We start from the raw sequence: 19,484 nt of genomic DNA, 5'->3' as shown, positions 1-19,484 counted from the left end.
AATAAAGGAGACATAAGAAATGAAAGATTGGTGGAAGAATTCCGTTGTATATCAGATTTATCCAAGAAGCTTTAAGGACTCCAACGGAGATGGCTTCGGCGATCTCAGGGGTATTATTGAAAAGCTCCCCTACCTTCAGAACCTTGGGATCGATGTGATCTGGCTTAGTCCTGTTTTTGACTCCCCACAGGACGACAACGGTTACGATATCAGTGATTACCGGAAGATCTACGCAGGTTTCGGAAGTAACGAGGACATGGATGAGCTGATCCAAAAAGCTCATGAGCATGGTATCAAGATCGTTCTGGATCTTGTTGTCAACCATACTTCCGATGAGCATGCATGGTTTGTGGAAAGCCGGAAGTCAAAAGACAGCAAATACAGTGATTATTATATCTGGAAGGATCCGAAAGCAGACGGCAGTGAGCCGAACAACTGGGGTTCCAGCTTCTGTGGAAGTGCCTGGGAATATGATGAAGAGCGCGGCCAGTATTACCTTCATTTTTACAGCAGAAAACAGCCGGATCTCAATTGGGAAAATGAAACCGTCCGTAAGGAAATCTATGATCTGATGAAATTCTGGATGGACAAAGGTGCTGACGGATGGCGCATGGATGTGATCGCATCTATCTCCAAGGATCAGTCCTTCCCGGATTACCCGAAAACGGATGGCCGCAAGTATTATACAGGAAAATATCACAGCAACGGACCAAGACTTCATGAGTTTATCCATGAGATGAACCGGGAGGTGCTTTCAAAATATGACTGTATGACGGTAGGTGAGGCGCCGGGCTCCACACCGGAGGTTGCAAGACTGTTTACAGATCCGGAGCGTGAGGAACTGAATATGATCTTCACATTTGAGCATATGAACATCGACCGTATTCCGGGCTCTGTAAACCGCAAGTGGGAATTGAAGCCTTTTGATCTCCGTGATTTGAAACGTGTTATGAGTGAGTGGCAGAACAAGCTTTATAACAAGGGCTGGAATGCTCTGTATTTTGAAAATCATGACCAGCCACGTGTGATCTCCAGATGGGGAAATGACACTACTTACCGCGAGGAATGTGCAAAGGCTTATGCTACCGTTCTCCATGGTATGCAGGGAACTCCTTATGTATATCAGGGAGAGGAGATCGGTATGACAAACGTGCAGTTCCCGCTGGAGGAGTACGAGGATATAGAGGTTCGTAATGCATATCAGGATCTTGTCGTTAAGAACAAAACCATTTCTGAGGATGATTTCCGCAAGGCAGTATGGAACAAGAGTCGTGACAATGCCAGGGTTCCGATGCAGTGGGATGACAGCGAAAATGCAGGATTTACGACCGGTAAGCCATGGTTCCGCCTTTCTGATCGTTACCAGGAGATCAATGTAAAAAAAGCTCTGGAAAAAAATGATTCCGTGTTTTATTATTATAAGGATCTGATCTGTCTTCGTCATGAGGAAGAGCTTCTTACAGAAGGTGACTATCAGCTCCTTCTTCCGGAAGACGAGAAGATCTTTGCATATTTAAGAACTTCCGACAAAGAGCAGTGGATCGTGGTGGCAAACCTTTCTGAGGACACGGTAAGTACAGAAGGTCTTGTGAAATATGTGTCTGATAAAGAGGATATTAAGATTGCAAACTATAAGGACAGAACAGGAATCAAAGCGGACTTAAGACCGTACGAGGCGTTTATGATGAGAATCCGGTAATTCCTGAGCTGTTGTATATGTAGTAAAGTGGAAGAATACAGAGAGCAGGTATGAGTATTTGTGCGTATCTGTACTGTCAAAGGATATCCGGGTGCAGTGCAGATGCGCTTTTTGCCTGTGGGGAAAAGACAAACAGGAGGAAATTATGGAAAAATATATCATTGCAGTGGATATGGATGGAACTCTTCTGAACAGTGAAAATAAGATTTCCGAGAGGAACAAAAATGTTCTGCAGCGTCTGATCGATGACGGACATTATGTGGTGCCGGCAACCGGAAGGACCAGAGAGCTGATTCCCCAGGAGTTTTCTGTGCTCCGGGGTGTGAAATGGGGAATCGTGGAAAACGGCTGTGTTGTCTGGGATTACGATAAAAATGAGATGATCTGGCGAAAAACCATGCCAAAAGGAATGGTAAGAAAAATCCTGAAAGAGGTGGAAAACAGCGGTACAAAAGGCTGGATTGCAGAGGCTTATGCAAACGGAATCGCCTATTCTGATGCGGACGCCAGAGATTATGTGGCATCTGTAGCGGATAAAGATCTGCTGGAAAAAACTTTTGTAGATTATTTTCTCAGCAGACATGAATATGTTAAGGATTTTTATCATCAGAAAGATATTCTGGATCAGGCAGAGAAGATCAATATTTATTTTGATGATATGGAGACCAGCAGGGCACTTCGTGAAAAATGGAAGGATCTGGATGATGTGGCAGTGACTACTTCCATCAGCGGCAATGCGGAGTTTAATGCAGCAGGCGTGGACAAGGGTGTGGGTCTTGCCATGCTTCGCACAAAGCTTGGTATTGACCGGATGCATGTGATCGCTTTCGGAGATAATGAGAATGATCTGGAAATGCTGGAGGGAGCAGGTATCGGTGTTGCTATGGGCAATTCCAAACAGTATGTAAAGGATGCTGCTAATGAGGTGACCGGAGATAATGATCATGATGGTGTGGCGGAATTTCTGGAGAGGTTTTTCGGGTTGTAAGCTGTGGTTGATCGTGATCGTTGATATAAGGGACAGGGAAATGTATTTTTCTCTGTCTTTTTTTATTTCCATTTTTGGTGATATAAGGTATGATAAACGAAGAGGATACGGGGATTGCCGGTTTTGACCGGTAGTTACCGGTGAAAATTATTTGAGGAGATCAGGAGGATAATTTTTAATGAAAAATCTGATACCAAAGCGTGTGATGGAGTATATCATTATCACATTTGCCGTTGTTCTGATGGATGTGGGGATTTATGTGTTTAAGTTTCCGAATAATTTTTCCTTTGGTGGTGTTTCGGGTATGGCAGTTGTGTTTTCGCATTTTATTCCGATGACGTCTGCGCAGATCAACCTGGTGATCAATCTGATTTTGCTGATGATCGGGTTTATTGTTCTTGGCCGGGATTTTGGAGTGAAGACGGCTTATGTTACGGTTGTTTCTTCTTTGCTTCTGAATGTGTTTGAGAAGGTTTTTCCTATGGACAGAGCGCTGACGGGGAATATTATGCTAGAGCTTTGCTTTGCGATCATTTTGCCGGCGTTGGCTGCGGCGCTGCTGTTTTTTGAGAATGCTTCGGGTGGTGGCACGGATATTGTGGCGATGATCATTAAGAAGTATTCTACGATGAATATTTCGGGTGCGTTGTTTGCGGTGGATTGTGTGATCGTTGTTGTTTCGTTTATGGTGTTTGATCTTACTACGGGGCTTTGTTCTGTACTGGGGCTTATAGCTAAGACGTTGCTGATCGATAAGTCTATTGAGAGGATGAAGCTGAATAAGTATTTTACGATCATTTCCAGTAAACCGGATGAGATCTGTGAGTTTATTATGAATGGGTTGGATCGGAGTGCTACGGTTTATCATGGGGAGGGTGTTTATTCGCATAAGGATAAGAAGATTATTCTGACGGTTGTTGATGTGAGGCAGGCGGTGCTGCTGCAGAGGTTTATTGATGAGGTGGATCCGCAGGCGTTTTTGATGGTTACTAAGAGTAGTGAGGTTATTGGGAAGGGGTTTATGAGTTATATTTGATGCAATCGTATGGGATTGTATGCTGATCGCAGGCGATCGTGTATGATTGTAAGCTGATGGAAATGAGGAGAGCGTTCTTTGTGGGCTGGATGGGCTGCGGGAGCGCTCTTTCTTTGTGGTGGATGGTGGATGACGGACGCCTGGGAGACGGGTGCCGGTTTGCTCCGGGCTTCGTCGGGGGCTGCTTCTAGGTTGCCGGAATTCTGCTAAAACCGTTTTTAAAAAGTCCGAACTCGCGGCTTGCTGCCGCTCAGACAGCGAACTTTTTAAAAACAACGCAGATTTCCGCCAGCCAAGAATCAGCTCCCCTCCTGCAGAGTCGTAGCAAACCGGCACCCGTCTCCCAGGCTGTTCGGTTCCGGGCGGGAGATAGTGGTGGGGGTGTGGGGCGACTGGCGGAAGTGGGGATTGATGAGGGTTGGAGGATTGAGTGGATTCCCGGGAGTTGGATGAGCCATCAACGCTGCGCTGGATGGCTGGGAGGAAAGGCTGAGTTTCCTGTGGTCTGAAGGTGAGGGATGAGCCATCGTCGCTGCGCTGGATGGCTGATTGGTGTGTGAAGGTTTTGTGAAAGGGTTTGACAGGTGGGGGTTTTTATGGTAGGATACACACTTGCGTAACAAAATTAATAAAATTGTAACAAATTAGTGAGCGAGGAGCGTGGCGAAGTGGATTGCGAATGTCTGCCTGAATGGGTGGGTGCTGCTGCGTGGTTTTCTGAGAGGAGTTTTATTGTTTATGTTTTATAAGAAAGTTGCTGCTGTTGTTCTGAGTGTTGTTCTTGTGGGTGTGGTTCCTTCTGTTATTTTTGCGGATGTGGATGGTGTCAGTGTTGTGTCTGATGGGGATGTGGAGGAGCTTTCTATTGAGGATGATTTCTCGGATGATGCGGATTCTATTTCTGCTTTTGCCAGCGCTCTGGCGGATAAGACGGTTTCTGAGGTTCAGGGGTATCAGGAGGCGAAGGCTGAGGCTGAGGTGATCGCACAGGAGAGGCTTGAGGCTGAAGCGGCTGCTGAGGCTGCGCGTAAGGCGGAAGAGGAGCGTAAGGCTGCTGAGGAGGCGCGTCTGGAGAAGCGGCAGGGGATTGTGGATTTTGCGCTGCAGTTTGTGGGGAATCCTTATGTTTATGGTGGTACGAGTCTGACTAACGGGGCAGATTGTTCCGGATTTGTGATGTCCGTGTTTGCGGAGTTTGGGTATGAGCTTCCTCGTGTTGCTGCGGCTCAGTGTGCGGCTTCTGAGAAGAAGAGTGTTGCGGATATTGGGGCTGGTGATCTGGTTTTTTATGGTGATGGCGGCATTGATCATGTGGCTCTTTATATTGGTGATGGCAAGATCGTTCACGCCAGTACAGCGGCTACAGGGATCAAGGTTTCCGACTATGATTACCGGGCTCCGGCTGCGGTTGGTTCGTTTGTGGCTTAGGATATAGATATAAATGATTTACTGATATGAAATATAAACTGTCTGAGGAGATTTTCTGGCCGGATAGGCTGAAAAATAGCTGCAGGCAGTTTTTTTGCAGAAAAATAGTGTATAATCTGGTACAGCGAATATTAAGTAACCGCCATATTGACTTGTCTGATTTTTCATCTGCTGCGTTGTCGTCAATCGTCGTAGCCACCGCTACGCCTCATTCCTCCGCCTTGCAGATGAAGAAATCATCTTGCGTCAATATAGCAGAAACTTAATTTTCGCTGTACTACTCAGAAAAATTCAGAAAGGTTGTGGGGTATGAATACAAAAGAGTTCAGCGGCAGGCGGCAGATGGAGTTTCTGGCCGGGTTTGATTTTGTCAGAGAAGCGGGTACTGCGGGGGAAGTGAAGGCGGCGAAGATGATCCGGGATACTTTGGACAGCTTCGGAGCGAAGAATTGGATGGAGGAGTTTGATTTCTGGGGCTTTCGGATCAACAGAGCAGTGCTTAAGGTTATGGAGCCTTATCAGAAGGAGTATGTGGTGACCGGGTATGGAAGATGTGGAAATACTGGAGAAGAAGGTCTGAAAGCCCCTTTTTTGTATGTAGAGAACGGGGATGCTGTCAGCCTTTCCCGTGCGAAGGGCAAGATCGTTATGGTGAATGGCCGGGTGAGTGGTGATGTGTATCAGAGACTGGTGAGCGCCGGAGCTGTTGGTTTTATCAGTGTGGAGGGTTCTCCGCTGGATGAAGGAGTGGACAGGGTTCCCTGTCAGCGCAGCCTGCCGACGATCTTTCCGGGGGATGCAGCAGAAGAGACAGAAGGATTGTCGGAGTCTGCAGAGGATATTCACAAGATGCAGGAAAAATATAGTGGCAGGATTCCGGGGGCGAATCTTCATTATAAGGATGCAGTGGAGCTGGTGACGGAGGGTGCAGCTGTGGTGTGCCTGACTGTAGAACAGGAAGTGACAGCATGTACATCCCGAAATGTAGTGTCAAGGATTGAGGGAACGGATAAGAAAGATGAGATCTTAACGATCACTGCGCATTATGATTCGGTGCCGGAGGGACCGGGGGCCTATGATAATATGTCCGGGGCGGCGATTATCATGGAGCTTTGCAGATATTTTCAGCAGTACAGACCGCGCAGGACTATGGAGTTTGTGTGGTTTGGTGCTGAGGAGAAGGGCTTGCTGGGCAGCCGGGATTACATCAGAGTTCATGAGAGCGAGCTTGGAGCGCATCGTTTTAATATGAATGTAGATCTGGCCGGGCAGCTGATCGGAGGAAATGTTCTGGGAGTGACGGGAGAGACTTCAGTTTGTGATAAGCTTCTTGAGGTTGCTGACGGAGCAGGGATCGGAGCGTCTGTCAAGAATCAGATCTGGGGAAGTGATTCCAATTCTTTTGCATGGAAGGGAATTCCGGCCATGACTCTGAACCGGGATGGTTTTGGCATGCATACCCGTTATGATACTATTGATCTGCTGTCTGCCTGGTCGCTGGAGAGAAGTGCGATCCTTCTGGGATGCATTGCGGATGCGCTTGGGAATGCGGAGGTTTTCCCGTTTGAGAGAAAGATGCCGGAGAAATTTATCAGAGAGCTGGATGAATATATGTGCAGATGATTTGATCAAAATACGCTAAAACAATAAAAAATAATACTAAATAATTGACAGTAAGATGCCGAACTGTTATACTGAAATCACAGGCTTTCCAGGGACCAATGCGCCGGATATTGTTTTGCGGAGCATTGATTCCTGGAACTTTTATCACAGAAAAATCAGGAATGAGGAGATAGGATCATGTTTACAGAAGAACGACAGAATGCAATAGAGAAATGTCTCCGTGAAAAAGGAAAAGTCAGAGTCAAAGAATTAAGTGAGATGTTTCAGGTTACGGAGGACTGTATCCGCAAGGATCTCAAGATCCTTGAAAATGCAGGCAGATTAAAGAGGACTTACGGCGGAGCGATCCTGTCACAGGAGTATCCTCTGGAGAGAAACGTAGTAGACAGGCGTATGTACAATCTTGATAAGAAGAAAGTGATTGCTGCGAAAGCCTTCAAGCTGATCAAAAATAACGAAACGATCTTTCTGGATGTTTCCACTACAAATATAGAGCTGGCAAGGCTTATCGCTTCGTCGGGCATGCATGTTGTGGTTATCAGCAATATGATCGATATCCTGCAGATCCTTGCTGCGAATCCGTCCATCACGGCCATAGGCACAGGGGGAACTATGTACCGTTCGGTGAATGGATTTATGGGAGCTGCGGCTATTGAGGTGATCAAGCAGTACAGCTTTGACCGGGCATTTTTGGGAAGCTGTGGCGTGGATATGACAGATCTTGCAGTTACCACATCCGGAGTGGAGGATGGGCTGACCAAGAAGGCGGCAGTGCAGAGCAGCAGACATAAATATGTGGTTATGGAGAGAGAGAAGTTTTATTTTAACGAATCTTATAAATATACACATTTTGATGATATCAGTGGGATCATTACCGATGAATTTCCGGATGATACCATTGTGAATACATTGAGGAATGCCGGAGTGAAATTACTCTGAGCAGACGGTAACAAAGGGGGATTTTTACATGAAAGACTACATTCTGGAAACCTGTGTGGATTCTGTGGAATCCGCCATGGCAGCAGCCGAGGGTGGTGCGGATAGACTGGAGCTTTGCAGCAATCTGATCATCGGGGGGACAACTCCCGGCCCATGGCTTTTTGAGGAAATAAGGAAGCGTTCAGATATCAGGATCCATGCGCTGATCCGTCCGCGGTTTGGAGATTTCTGTTATACAGATGCGGAATTTTCCATGATAAGGAATGCGGTAAAGGATTTCCGCAAAATGGGAGCGGAGGGTGTTGTGGTAGGTATCCTGAAACCGGATGGCACCTTGAATATGGAACAGATGAAAGAACTGATGGATGCTGCGGGAGATATGTCTGTTACGCTGCACAGGGCTTTTGATGTGTGTGCAGATCCGATCGAGGCTATGGAACAGGCGATCTCGCTGGGAATCGATACTATCCTTACCTCCGGACAGAAGAATACCTGCCTTCAGGGCGCGGAGCTTCTGAAGGAACTGGAAACCAGGAGCCGGGGGCGTATTACCATCCAGGCGGGGAGTGGCGTCGGTGCGGAAGTGATCCGCCAGCTTTATCCCCTTACCGGGATCAAGGCTTATCATATGAGCGGCAAGGTTGTAACGGACAGTGCGATGCAGTTTCGCAAGGAAGGTGTCAATATGGGACTTCCGACATTCAGTGAATATGAGATATGGCGTACAGATATTGAAAATGTTCGTGCTGCAAAGAAAGTTCTGGAGGAATTATAATGGCTGAGGGGAAGATTTTTCTGAAAGGAAACCGTGATCGGATCGAAAAAAAATATCGGGAGCAGGTGATGGGGTTACCGCAGGCTTTTGCGGATATTGATAAAAAGCTTGCAGAATGCACAGACGAAGTGGCTCTGGCGTGCAAATATTTATATGCGTTCATGCCGTACAGTGATATCGGAAATTACGCGTTTGAAGTATTTCTGGATTATGCGGAGAATGGCGTACATTTATGGAAGGAAAACTCCGGGGTGGCAGAGCTGCCGGAAGAGATCTTTTTGAATTATGTGCTGTTTCACAGAGTAAATGAGGAGGAGATCGCACCCTGCCGTACATTTTTCCGCAGGGAGATCGGAGAGAGAACTGAGGGAATGAGCTTCAGAGAAGCTGCCCTGGAGGTGAACTACTGGTGTGCACAGGAGGCTACCTATCATTGTACAGATGATCGTACCCTGTCTGCACTTGCCGTATACCGCAGAGGAAACGGAAGATGCGGAGAGGAATCTGTATTTACCGTTAATGCACTGAGAAGTGTTGGTGTACCTGCCCGTCAGGTATATGCACCAAAGTGGTCTCATTGTGATGACAATCATGCCTGGGTGGAAATCTGGTGCGATGGAAACTGGTATTTTCTGGGAGCCTGTGAGCCGGAGGAGATCCTGAATAAGGGATGGTTTACCAATGCTTCCTCAAGGGCCATGATGGTCCATTCAAGAGTTTTTGATACCATGATCCCGGAGGGAGAAGTGATCGGCAAAGATGGTATGGTGACTATGCTCAACGAGCTGAAACGATATGCGCTGACAAAAGAGATCACTGTGTCCGTAAAGGATTCACATGGAAAACCGGCAGAAGGTGCAGAAGTTTCTTTTGAGGTGCTGAATTATTCAGAATATGCCCCGATCGCAGAACTGAAAACCGACAGTCTGGGAAAAGTCCGCCTGACAACAGGGCTTGGAAGTATCCATATTTCTGCAAGGATGTATGCAGATGGAGAATGGCTGCATGCAGAAAACAGCATGGATACAAAAACAGAGGACTGCTGCGAGATCTGTCTGATGCCCGTGGGAAAGGAAAATGGTATTTTTTATGAGGAGTGGGCAGAGAACGATATGATCGCACCTCATGATGCGCCTGTAAATAAAGATATGCCGACACCGGAGCAGAAGGAAAGAGGCAGCAGACGTCTGGCAGAGGCAAACGCTTACAGGGAACAGAAGGTAAGAAACCTGAGCAATCCGGAGTGCCGGAAATTCCTGGAAAAAGAAACCGGAGATTCTTCAATGAGAAAAAAACTCCTTGAAGTCCTCACAGAGAAAGACAGAACAGACTGCATCAGCCAGGTTCTGGAGGAGCATCTGAAATTTGCATTACCGTATGAAAAAAACATGGATGCAGATATTTTTGTACCATATGTACTGAACCCGAGAGTTGACGATGAAGTTTTGCAGAAATACAGAAAAGCGATCCTTGAGCAGCTGTCGGAAGAAGAGAAAAATATGCTGCAAAAGGAGCCGGCAAAGATCTGGAAATGGATTGAGGATAAGATCATTTCCAGCCCGGAGAAAGAACGCAGCAGTGTGATCACCACGCCGTCCGGATGTCTGAAAACGGGAACAGGAAGCCTTCTGTCAAAGAAGATCCTTTTTGTGGCAATGGCGAGAACACTGGGAATTCCGGCACGCCTGAACCCTCATGACCGTTCCATGGAGTATATGAAAAACGGAAAATTCATCCCGGTATCTGCGGAAACGGAGAAAAACGCATCGATCCTTCTGAAGGCAAGTGAGGATACACAGTGGAAATATTTCCAGAACTGGAGCATCGCAAAACTGGAAGCCGGAAAATACAGCACACTGAAGCTGGAAGCCGAAAATTTCAGAGATCAGATGATGAAGCTGCCACTGGAAGCGGGAAATTACAGGATCCTTACCTCAAACAGACTGCCAAATGGAAATATATTTGCCGCGGAGTATTATTTTGAGGTTCAGATCGGAGAAATGAAGAGGGTGGAGCTGGCATTTCGGAATGCAAACCTGGAAGACATGCTGGAGAATATTTCCATACCGGAATTTACTCTCAGAAAAGAGGATGGAAGCACTGTGAAGGCATCGGAGCTGACGGCGGATGGGAAGCATATCCTGGCGTTTCTGGAAGAGGAGAAAGAACCGACGGAGCATATCTTAAATGAGATGATGGAGCAGGAAGAAGCTTTTTCCAGATATGCGAAGAGGATCATTTTTGTAGTAAAAAGCAAAAAAGCGCTGGAGACACCTACCCTTTCAAGAGCACTGGGCAAGCTTGGAAATGTTCAGATCTTATATGATGATTTTTCAGAGATCATCAATACGCTGGGAAGAAGAATGTATGTAGATCCGGATAAGCTTCCGCTGATCATTGTGACAAACAAAAGCCTGAATGGGATTTATGCAACCAGTGGATACAATGTGGGAACCGGAGATATGCTGTTGAGACTGATGTGACAGATATATCGGATATATATAGAAGGAACACAGGCCGTATCATCGACTGTGTCGGTGACGGTCTGTGCCCCTGTGAAAGCTGTGAAATTATTGCAGTGGTTCAGATGCTCAGAATATGAAAGCAGATCGGAATGAGAATGCCTGTTGTGCTTCCCGAAATTGCCGTAATAAAAGTTGTTTTGCATTACTTACCATCAGAATAGAGATTACGCACAGAATCCCGGTAAATGCATTCCGGCTTCAGGCGGATCGTCCTTGGAAAATCGCAGTAGTCTCCGTTCATTCTGCGAAGCAGCAGATCACAGGCCTGCTCTGCCAGACCGGCCAGCGGCTGACGGACAGCGGTCAGCTGAGGAGAAAGCAGCATGGACAGTTCAAAATCATCAAAGGAGACAACAGACAGGTCTTCCGGGATACGGATGCCAAGGCTGTAGATCGCTTCATAAATACCGAGGCATAGTGTATAGTTCGCAGAAAATACGGCAGTCGGACGTTCCGGAAGATTCCATAATTTCTGCATTGCCTGATATCCAAAGTCGTTTGCGTAATTTTCAGCGATGATATAATCGGGGTTAACAGGAATATTGTAATCTTCCAGTGCCCGGAGATATCCTTTTTTTCGTTCGCATGCGGTATAGGATGCAGGAGGACCGGTGACAAGGGCGATCTTCTGATGCCCCATTTTTATCAGATGCTCCACGATCTCATAGGCCCCGGAGGTACAGCTGGTCTGTACACAGTCTGTACGGTGGAAATGACTATGCTCTTCCAGCTCCACAACAGGGATCCTGGTATGTTCCACGGCGGAACAGATGTCTTTGCTCAGACAGAAAGAAGAAATGATAAGACCGTCGATCCCTGAGCGGAGCATATGGGGGATAAATTTATTGACATGATCATTATATTTGTCACCGCTCATAAATGTGAGAGAATAACCGTGAGCGCGCATGGTGTTTTCTATTTTGCTCAGAAGAAAAGCATTATGCGGATTATTGGGAGGACCGGATATCAGACCGATACGGTAAGTCTTGGAGGAACGAAGTCCCCGGGCCGTGTTTCGTGGAACGTAATTCAGTTTCCGGATCGCTTCGTCGATCTGTTTTTTATTTTGCGGCCGTACAGTTCCGCCGTTGATATATTTTGAAATGGTGGCCAGTGCCAGGCCGGTTTCTTTGGCAATGTCCTTGATGGTTGCACTCATAAATCAATCCTTTCCGGATGTTGCACTGTTGTGCCCGGACAGGTCTTTTACAGAGAGTCGCGGGTGGAATACAACATCCAGCATGTCTATTTTTGGAAAATCCGTATAGTCTCCATGGATCCTTTTTAAAAGTAATTCCACAGCATGTTTCCCTATGTTTGTCAGATCCTGTGAGACACAGGTCATAGTCGCACTCATGGTCTTGAAAAGCGGATCATCATCAAAGCACACAAAGGAAATATCCTGAGGAACGGAAATCCGTGCCTGGCTGGCAGCGCTTAAACCACCCATTGCGGAGAGATAGCAGTCAAAAAAAACAGCAGTAGGGGGATCGGAAGAATCAATAAGCTTCTGGAAATGCAGGTTGCTCTGGGTGATGGTTTCTGCAGTGGAACCAAAAGAAACAGGGGGAAAAGAATCCTGCTGTTTCAGAAGGTCAATGCCATTTTTCTGGTATACATCCACAAAGCCCTGAATCCGCTGCTCGATCGTGTAGGCGTCCAGATACTGTTCCATGATCCAGACCTTTGTGTGGCCTTTTTCCAAAAGGTGCTCTGCCAGCAGTGCACCGCCTTTGTAATTATCAGAAATAACACAGTCTACAGGAAAATGTCTCATGGAAGCAGGAATCTGATCGAGCATCACAACCGGTATGCTGGCATTCTGTAAAAGCTGGTACAGATCATCATGCCAGCAGGATGGGAGCATGATAACTCCGTCAAAGTGCTGGGAGATAATATCCTGTATCGTATCGATCTCCTTCTGATGTTCAAAAAAGAAAGAACAGACAATAACTGTATAACCATGATCCGTGAAATGCTTGATAATGGAATTGACAAGCTCGCCCCAGAAATAATTACCAAGATCTGAGATCAGGATACCGATGGTATGTGTGTTTTTGGCACGGAGAAGCTGGGCATTCCGGTTTGGGGTATATCCAAGCTCCTGAATTGCCTTTTCTATAATGATACGATTTTCTTCCCGTATTTTTTTGTGGTTTATATATTTTGAGATCGTTGCGGTGGACAGGCCTGTCGCACGGGCGATATCATTGATCGTAACGTTCATGTAAAACCTCCGGTTCTGATACATTTACAGATAATAGAGTATTCTCATATTATATCATGAAAAAGAAAACGCCTCAACACATAAGGCATTTTTTACACATAAACTATCAGAAAAAACGAGTATATTGTACAGAAAATTGATAAAAATGAAACGTTTAACAAAACCTGATACGAAAAAATACACAAAAACAAGATGGAATAATTGTAAAAAATAGGAAAAATGATTTTTAACCCATGATTTTACTTGAAAAACTGCTTCGGATGCGGTAAGATAGTCTTAACAAAAAACGAAACGTTTTACACAACAAGAAAATCAGCTATACGAAACAAGGAGAAGGTTATGGCAGACACAAAGCAGCAGTGGTATAAAGATGCCAAATACGGATTATTCATCCATTGGGGACTTTATTCCATCCTTGCAGGAGAATGGAAAGATCCGAAGACCGGCGAGGTCACCAAGACAGACCGTATTGCAGAGTGGATCGAGAACAATCTCAACATTGACAAGGAAGATTACAGAAAGCTGAAAGATGAGTTCCATCCGGACAAATTTGACGCGGACATGTTTGTGAAAAGAGCGAAAGAGCAGTGGGGTGTTAAATATATCGTTCTTACTTCCAAGCATCACGAGGGATTCGCAATGTACGATTCCAAGGTCAGTGATTTTAATGTAGTGAAGGCTGCAGGAAGAGATATCTTAAGAGAGCTTTCCGATGCTTGTAAGAAATATGACATGACTATGGGTATCTATTATTCACAGGCTCAGGACTGGGATGATGACAATGCCTATAAGAAGGATTACGAAGACAAGAACGAGTGGAAGCCGGAATTCCGTACATACTTCGATGAGAAATGCAAGCCGCAGTTAAAAGAGCTTCTTGAGAATTACGATAATATTTCCCTGATCTGGTTTGATACTCCGATGGGAATGACCGCAGACGAGGCTCAGGAATTAAGAGACTGGGTTAAGGGTATTAAGCCTGACTGCATCATCAGCGGACGTATCGGACACCAGAAGGGCGATTACATGACCACCGGTGATAACTTTATCCCACGTCTTCCATACGACGGTGACTGGGAAGTACCGGCAACTGTAAATGACACATGGGGTTACAATAAATACGATACAAACTGGAAGAATCCGGATGATATCCTGAACCTTCTTCTCAAGATCGTCGGCAGAGGCGGAAATTACCTGCTGAACGTAGGACCAATGGCAGACGGAACTGTTCCGGAAGCTTGTGTCGAGGTTATGAATGAGGTTGGTAAATACGTGACTGAGAATGCGGAAGCAATTTACGGAACCAAGAATGTTGGTATCTATCCGTATGAGATTCCGAGCATTGAATTTACCAAGAGACCACATAAACTTTATGTACATGTACTTGCACCGAGATATCGTGTAGAGCTGCTGAACATCGGCAACCAGTTAAAAGGTGCATATGTGGTAAGCACAGGAGAGAAACTTCCATGCCGCGCATTAAAGTGCTGCGAAGGAAACTCCATGGTAGAGGTTGAACTTCCGGAGAAACTTCAGGGAGCAAAGAACTACTGTGTATGCCTGGAGCTTGAGGAAGAGGAGCCGATCTTTGAGGCGATCATCGATTAACTTAAGAGCATCAATGGGTAAACTATATAAATAAAATCATATTAAGGGAGGATTTATTCATGAAGAAACGAATGAAAAAAGTTGCAACACTGTGTCTCGCCGGTGTAACAGCAATGTCTACAGTAGGCGTAACAGGAAGCGCTGTATTTGCAAAGGGTGACACAAACTACGACGTAGAGAGTATGGATTTTGAAAACGTTGAGCTTCGTGTAGCATTCAGATTTAACAACGGATCTGACACAGACGGACAGGCTAAATGGTATTACAAAGCACTTGAAGAGTTCAATAAAGAGAACGAAGGAAAGATCCATGTAACAGATGAGAGTATTTCTACAGAGTCTGATTACGAAGAGAAGCTTACAACAGATTTTGCTTCCGGTAATGTACCGAACGCATTCCTTCAGTATGGCGGAAGCCGTACAAGAGAGTATGTAGATGCAGGATATATACTGGATCTGACACCATACTTCGAGCAGTATCCGGAATGGAAAGAGGGAGTTCAGGATTTTGCATGGGAGACAACACAGTTTGACGGCATTGAAGGAACCTATGGTATTCCGTGGTCCGCTTATCAGCTCTGCCTCTACTACAACAAAGATTACCTTGATCAGGTTGGCGTAGATGTTCCGGAGTCCTGGGATGATCTTGTTGATGCCTGCGCGAAATTAAAAGATGCAGGAATCCAGCCATTCAACTACTCTGACAAAGATAACTATCACTTCGAGCATCTGATGAGTGCTCTTGCTCTGAAAGCTTACGGAACAAGCATCGCAGATGATCTTGCAAGCGACAAAGAAGCTTACAACGGCGAGAAGATGGTTGCAATCTATCAGAAGATGAAAGATATGATCGATGCAGGATACTGGGGAGACGGAATCCTCAGCACAGACTTCAACACAGAGAGAAATATGTTCGAGGCAGGAAAAGCTGCATTCACAGTTGACGGAACATGGAACTGCGGTAACTTCCAGAATGACTCCGATACAACTCTCTTCGATGCTCAGAAGATCGGTGTTACAAGAATTCCTTATATCGACGAAGCAAACAAGACTGTAGAGATGGGTGGCGGTTCTGATACATACTACATCACTACATTAAACAAGAGTGATGAGGAAATCGCAGCAACTGTTAAATTCATCAAATACCTTACAAGTGTAGATTCCATCAACGAAATGTGCAAATCCAGCCCGACAACATATGCTGAGAAGGTTACAATCGATACAGGTAACTATCTGCTTGACGATGTAAATGCGATCATGGCTGAGAATACAGAGTCTAAACTTGAGATTCCTACATATGACAGCAACACAGCAGCTATGGACACAATCCGTAATTCTCTTCAGGCATTAGCGACAGGCGCAAGTGCACAGGAAGTTGGAGACGATATCGTTGACAAAATGTCTGCTTACGAATAAAGAGAATTTTGACTGAACGCATGATGTGTGGATAAGAGAAACAGGGGGAAGCATCATCTGCTTCCCCTTGTTTATTACGGAGGTATACATATGGCAGGTAAATCTGTACCAAAGGTAAAACAGAAGCTGGACAAAAAAGATCTTACGCTTTCTTTAGCGTTCCTTCTTCCGGCAATTTTAATAACTGTTATTTTTGTTATCTACCCTGTTTTTGACACCGTAGGCTTATCATTCCGCAAATGGAACGGTATGTTTGGTGCAGCAAAGCAGTGGGTAGGACTTGAGAACTATCAGAAGATCTTTTCAGATAAGCTGTTCTGGAATGCAATGCTCAACAGCGTGTACTTTATGATCGGTGGTTTCGTTATCCTGATGCCACTTTCATTTGGTCTCGCAATGCTGGTAACTGCAAAGATCAAGGGAACCGGATTCTTCAGAACCTGTTACTTCCTTCCGAATATGTTAGGAACAACAGCAGTAGCCCTGATGTGGACATTTATGTTAAATCCGAACTTTGGTATCTTTAATACCATTGAAAATATTTTCGGCCTTCATGGTACGATCCCTGATGTGCTGACGATAAAGACTGTAAACGTTTGGATCGTTATCCTGGTAAATGAGTGGATGTATGCCGGATATAACATGCTGATATTTGCAGCGGGTCTGGTGGCGATCCCGGATGAGTTAAATGAGGCAGCAGCACTGGATGGAGCTACCGGATGGCAGAGAGTTCGTTACATTACCCTGCCTCTGATGAAAAACTCCTTCAAGGTATTCTCTATTTTGTGTATCACAGGATGTCTGAAAGTATTCGATATTATCTGGGCGATGACAAGAGGAGGCCCGAACGATATCAGCTCCACACCTTCAATCATGCTTTATACACAGGGATTCTCCTATAAGCTGTTTGGACGAAGCAGTGCATACGGCGTTATTCTGTTAGTACTGGGTGTTGCACTGAGTCTTATAACTAATCATTTGTTCCGTGAAGATAAAGATCTTGCAATGTAGGCGGAAGGAGAAGAGACAATATGGAAAAAACAGCTAATAAACAGAAAATGCACGGAGGAAAGATAGCACTGTACGTTATCGCGATCCTGTGGACAGTTGTTACACTGTTTCCGGTAGTAGTGACCGTAATGGCTTCCTTCAAAACAAACTCAGAGATCTACCTGAACCTGCTGAGCTTACCTAAGAAGCTTATGTTCCAGAACTATATCAGCGCAAACAAAACAGCGGATGCATTGAATACCATCAAGAACTCCCTGGTTGTAGCAACTCTGACAACTGTATTTAATACTGTAGTCGGAATGATGGCAGCATACATCTTATCAAGAAAAGATTACAAATTCCTGAAATGGGTATATGTATTCTTTATGATCGGAGTAATGGTTCCGGTTCACTGTACACTGATCCCGATCAACAACATTGCAACAGCATTAAATGCAAAGAACAACCTGTTCTTCCTGATCCTGATCTATGTTGCGTTTGGCATGTCCCAGGCGATATTCCTTTATACAGGATTCATGGATGGAATCTCCAGGAACCTGGATGAGGCGGCGATCATTGATGGATGTAACAACTGGCAGCTGCTGTGGAAGATCCTTTTCCCTGTCTGCAAGCCGATCATCGCAACAGAGGCGATCTTCGTATTCATCTATGGATACAGTGAACTTGTATTCTCCATGATCCTGATGACAGATACCAAATATTTCACAGTTTCACGTGCGATGCTGAACTTCTCTTCCGCGCATACACAGGAGATCGGAAGCCAGTTTGCATATGTAGTAATGTCTGTAATTCCGATGATTATCATTTACATCGTGTTCCATAAACAGATTGAAAAAGGTATGCTTTCCGGAGCTATCAAAGGCTGATGCTTTTAATCTAAACAGGAGGAAAAAATCATGTATCAGTTTGACAGAAAAGAATATGAAAAACGTATGGAGTGGTACCAGGATGCCCGCTTTGGAATGTTTATCCACTGGGGATTATATTCTATCCCTGCAAGAGGCGAGTGGGTACGAAGTGTAGAGGAAATACCTGAGGAAGAATATCTTCCGTTTATGAAAGAGTTTGATGCAAGAGACTACAACCCGAAGCAGTGGGCAAAAGAGGCCAAGGCTGCAGGTATGAAATATGTAGTCCTGACAGCAAAACATCACGACGGATTCTGCCTCTTTGACAGCAAATACACAGACTACAAGGTAACAAACACACCGGCAGGAAGAGACCTGATCAAGGAGTATGTAGAGGCACTTCGTGAGGAAGGCCTTAAGGTTGGAATCTATTTCACACTGCTTGACTGGCATCATCCGGATTATCCGCATTACGGAGACCGTATCCATCCGATGAGAAACCACAAAGAGTGCGGAAATGAGAACCGTGATTTCTCACGTTATACAGAATATCTGTATAATCAGGTAGAAGAGATCTGTACAAACTACGGACAGATCGATATCATCTGGTTTGATTTCTCCTACGACGATATGAGAGGGGAAAAATGGGGCGCAACCAAGCTGATCAACATGGTGCGCAGCTTACAGCCGCAGGTTATCATCGATAACCGTCTGGAAGCCAGTGGAGAGGGAAGAGGATCCCTGTATGAGTGTGATCCGACACCGTACCATGGCGATTTCGTAAGCCCTGAGCAGATCATCCCGCCGGAAGGAATCTGTGATAAGGAAGGCAACCCGATGGTCTGGGAAGCATGCTTCACCATGAACAACAACTGGGGATACTGTGCAAACGACCATTATTACAAACCGGCTTCCATGCTGATCAAGAAGCTGGTAGAGTGTGTTTCCAAGGGCGGAAATATGATCCTGAACGTAGGACCGGATGCAAAAGGTAAATTCCCGAAGGAATCTTCTGCGATCCTGGCTGAGATCGGCCGCTGGATGGATAAGAATCATGACAGTATCTACGGCTGTGTACCGGCTGAAAACATTCCGAAGCCGGATTACGGACGTATCACCAGAAACGGAAACAAATACTATGTGCATATTTATGAGAATACACTGGGACCACTTCCGCTTCTGGGATTTGATAAGGATAAGATCGTGAAGGTGCGTGCACTGGATGACGGACATGAGGTGCCGATCTCCAATGCATGGATGCACAGCGATTACCCGGATATCGCATTCGTTGATCTGGGACCTGACCCGGTACTTCCTGACCCGGTAGACTATGTTCTCGAAGTAGAGATGGCTGAGTAAAAA

15 protein-coding genes are annotated in these 19,484 nt (G+C 45.5%); 13 read left to right on the top strand and 2 right to left on the bottom strand.

Annotated features, from left to right (window positions below; all coding sequences use genetic code 11):
* Window positions 1–19 precede the first annotated feature (19 nt).
* From EYS05_RS04715 to EYS05_RS04680, 8 genes are all read left to right on the top strand, one after another.
* A complete protein-coding gene (locus tag EYS05_RS04715) occupies window positions 20–1,699 on the top strand; it encodes a glycoside hydrolase family 13 protein (RefSeq protein WP_138276714.1) in 1,680 nt (559 codons plus the stop codon).
* 145 nt (window positions 1,700–1,844) lie between these two features.
* Window positions 1,845–2,687 carry a Cof-type HAD-IIB family hydrolase gene (locus tag EYS05_RS04710; protein WP_138276713.1) on the top strand — a complete coding sequence of 281 codons (843 nt, stop codon included), beginning with the start codon at window positions 1,845–1,847 and terminating at the stop codon, window positions 2,685–2,687.
* Between the two features lie 178 nt (window positions 2,688–2,865).
* Complete coding sequence (locus EYS05_RS04705) at window positions 2,866–3,723, top strand: YitT family protein (RefSeq protein ID WP_118515853.1); 858 nt, start codon at window positions 2,866–2,868, stop codon at window positions 3,721–3,723.
* A 738-nt stretch (window positions 3,724–4,461) separates the two neighbouring features.
* Window positions 4,462–5,151: a C40 family peptidase gene (locus EYS05_RS04700; protein WP_138276712.1), complete on the top strand. Its 690-nt coding sequence runs from the start codon at window positions 4,462–4,464 to the stop codon at window positions 5,149–5,151.
* Window positions 5,152–5,460: 309 nt separating this feature from the next.
* Window positions 5,461–6,774: a M28 family metallopeptidase gene (locus EYS05_RS04695; protein WP_138276711.1), complete on the top strand. Its 1,314-nt coding sequence runs from the start codon at window positions 5,461–5,463 to the stop codon at window positions 6,772–6,774.
* Window positions 6,775–6,951: 177 nt separating this feature from the next.
* A complete protein-coding gene (locus EYS05_RS04690) occupies window positions 6,952–7,713 on the top strand; it encodes a DeoR/GlpR family DNA-binding transcription regulator (RefSeq protein WP_138276710.1) in 762 nt (253 codons plus the stop codon).
* A gap of 28 nt (window positions 7,714–7,741) precedes the next feature.
* Entirely contained in the window at window positions 7,742–8,488 is a 747-nt protein-coding gene (locus EYS05_RS04685) for a copper homeostasis protein CutC (RefSeq protein WP_021977199.1), read from the top strand.
* Window positions 8,488–10,971, top strand: coding sequence for a transglutaminase domain-containing protein (locus EYS05_RS04680; protein ID WP_138276709.1), 2,484 nt, complete (start codon window positions 8,488–8,490; stop codon window positions 10,969–10,971). Before EYS05_RS04685 ends, EYS05_RS04680 begins: the two co-directional genes overlap by 1 nt.
* Before the next feature lie 184 nt (window positions 10,972–11,155).
* Here EYS05_RS04680 and EYS05_RS04675 read toward each other — a convergent pair whose 3' ends face one another.
* Both EYS05_RS04675 and EYS05_RS04670 read right to left on the bottom strand, forming a co-directional pair.
* Window positions 11,156–12,172, bottom strand: a complete 1,017-nt coding sequence (locus EYS05_RS04675; protein ID WP_138276708.1) for a LacI family DNA-binding transcriptional regulator — start codon at window positions 12,170–12,172, stop codon at window positions 11,156–11,158.
* 3 nt (window positions 12,173–12,175) lie between these two features.
* Window positions 12,176–13,240 carry a LacI family DNA-binding transcriptional regulator gene (locus tag EYS05_RS04670; protein WP_138276707.1) on the bottom strand — a complete coding sequence of 355 codons (1,065 nt, stop codon included), beginning with the start codon at window positions 13,238–13,240 and terminating at the stop codon, window positions 12,176–12,178.
* Window positions 13,241–13,579: 339 nt separating this feature from the next.
* Between EYS05_RS04670 and EYS05_RS04665 the strand changes: the two genes are divergently transcribed.
* The 5 genes from EYS05_RS04665 (at window position 13,580) to EYS05_RS04645 (ending at window position 19,481) form a co-directional block, all read left to right on the top strand.
* Window positions 13,580–14,848: an alpha-L-fucosidase gene (locus tag EYS05_RS04665; protein WP_118625166.1), complete on the top strand. Its 1,269-nt coding sequence runs from the start codon at window positions 13,580–13,582 to the stop codon at window positions 14,846–14,848.
* 59 nt (window positions 14,849–14,907) lie between these two features.
* A complete protein-coding gene (locus EYS05_RS04660; protein ID WP_118625168.1) occupies window positions 14,908–16,263 on the top strand; it encodes an ABC transporter substrate-binding protein in 1,356 nt (451 codons plus the stop codon).
* A 90-nt stretch (window positions 16,264–16,353) separates the two neighbouring features.
* Window positions 16,354–17,274: a carbohydrate ABC transporter permease gene (locus tag EYS05_RS04655; protein ID WP_118170019.1), complete on the top strand. Its 921-nt coding sequence runs from the start codon at window positions 16,354–16,356 to the stop codon at window positions 17,272–17,274.
* Window positions 17,275–17,294: 20 nt separating this feature from the next.
* Window positions 17,295–18,140: a carbohydrate ABC transporter permease gene (locus EYS05_RS04650; RefSeq protein WP_227752335.1), complete on the top strand. Its 846-nt coding sequence runs from the start codon at window positions 17,295–17,297 to the stop codon at window positions 18,138–18,140.
* Window positions 18,141–18,170: 30 nt separating this feature from the next.
* A complete protein-coding gene (locus EYS05_RS04645; RefSeq protein ID WP_021653144.1) occupies window positions 18,171–19,481 on the top strand; it encodes an alpha-L-fucosidase in 1,311 nt (436 codons plus the stop codon).
* Window positions 19,482–19,484 lie beyond the last annotated feature (3 nt).

The sequence above is a fragment of the Blautia sp. SC05B48 genome, from assembly GCF_005848555.1.
GTDB lineage: Bacteria > Bacillota > Clostridia > Lachnospirales > Lachnospiraceae > Blautia_A.
Note: the sequence above shows the minus strand (reverse complement) of the source record. Positions and strands in the feature narration are given on the sequence as shown.

Coding starts and splice junctions, on each gene's coding strand:
- EYS05_RS04680 (WP_138276709.1), top strand. CDS start 8,488: ATGGCTGAGGGGAAGATTTTTCTGAAAGGAAACCGTGATCGGATCGAA.
- EYS05_RS04645 (WP_021653144.1), top strand. CDS start 18,171: ATGTATCAGTTTGACAGAAAAGAATATGAAAAACGTATGGAGTGGTAC.
- EYS05_RS04715 (WP_138276714.1), top strand. CDS start 20: ATGAAAGATTGGTGGAAGAATTCCGTTGTATATCAGATTTATCCAAGA.
- EYS05_RS04685 (WP_021977199.1), top strand. CDS start 7,742: ATGAAAGACTACATTCTGGAAACCTGTGTGGATTCTGTGGAATCCGCC.
- EYS05_RS04670 (WP_138276707.1), bottom strand. CDS start 13,240: ATGAACGTTACGATCAATGATATCGCCCGTGCGACAGGCCTGTCCACC.
- EYS05_RS04675 (WP_138276708.1), bottom strand. CDS start 12,172: ATGAGTGCAACCATCAAGGACATTGCCAAAGAAACCGGCCTGGCACTG.
- EYS05_RS04710 (WP_138276713.1), top strand. CDS start 1,845: ATGGAAAAATATATCATTGCAGTGGATATGGATGGAACTCTTCTGAAC.
- EYS05_RS04650 (WP_227752335.1), top strand. CDS start 17,295: ATGGAAAAAACAGCTAATAAACAGAAAATGCACGGAGGAAAGATAGCA.
- EYS05_RS04705 (WP_118515853.1), top strand. CDS start 2,866: ATGAAAAATCTGATACCAAAGCGTGTGATGGAGTATATCATTATCACA.
- EYS05_RS04700 (WP_138276712.1), top strand. CDS start 4,462: ATGTTTTATAAGAAAGTTGCTGCTGTTGTTCTGAGTGTTGTTCTTGTG.
- EYS05_RS04690 (WP_138276710.1), top strand. CDS start 6,952: ATGTTTACAGAAGAACGACAGAATGCAATAGAGAAATGTCTCCGTGAA.
- EYS05_RS04665 (WP_118625166.1), top strand. CDS start 13,580: ATGGCAGACACAAAGCAGCAGTGGTATAAAGATGCCAAATACGGATTA.
- EYS05_RS04695 (WP_138276711.1), top strand. CDS start 5,461: ATGAATACAAAAGAGTTCAGCGGCAGGCGGCAGATGGAGTTTCTGGCC.
- EYS05_RS04660 (WP_118625168.1), top strand. CDS start 14,908: ATGAAGAAACGAATGAAAAAAGTTGCAACACTGTGTCTCGCCGGTGTA.
- EYS05_RS04655 (WP_118170019.1), top strand. CDS start 16,354: ATGGCAGGTAAATCTGTACCAAAGGTAAAACAGAAGCTGGACAAAAAA.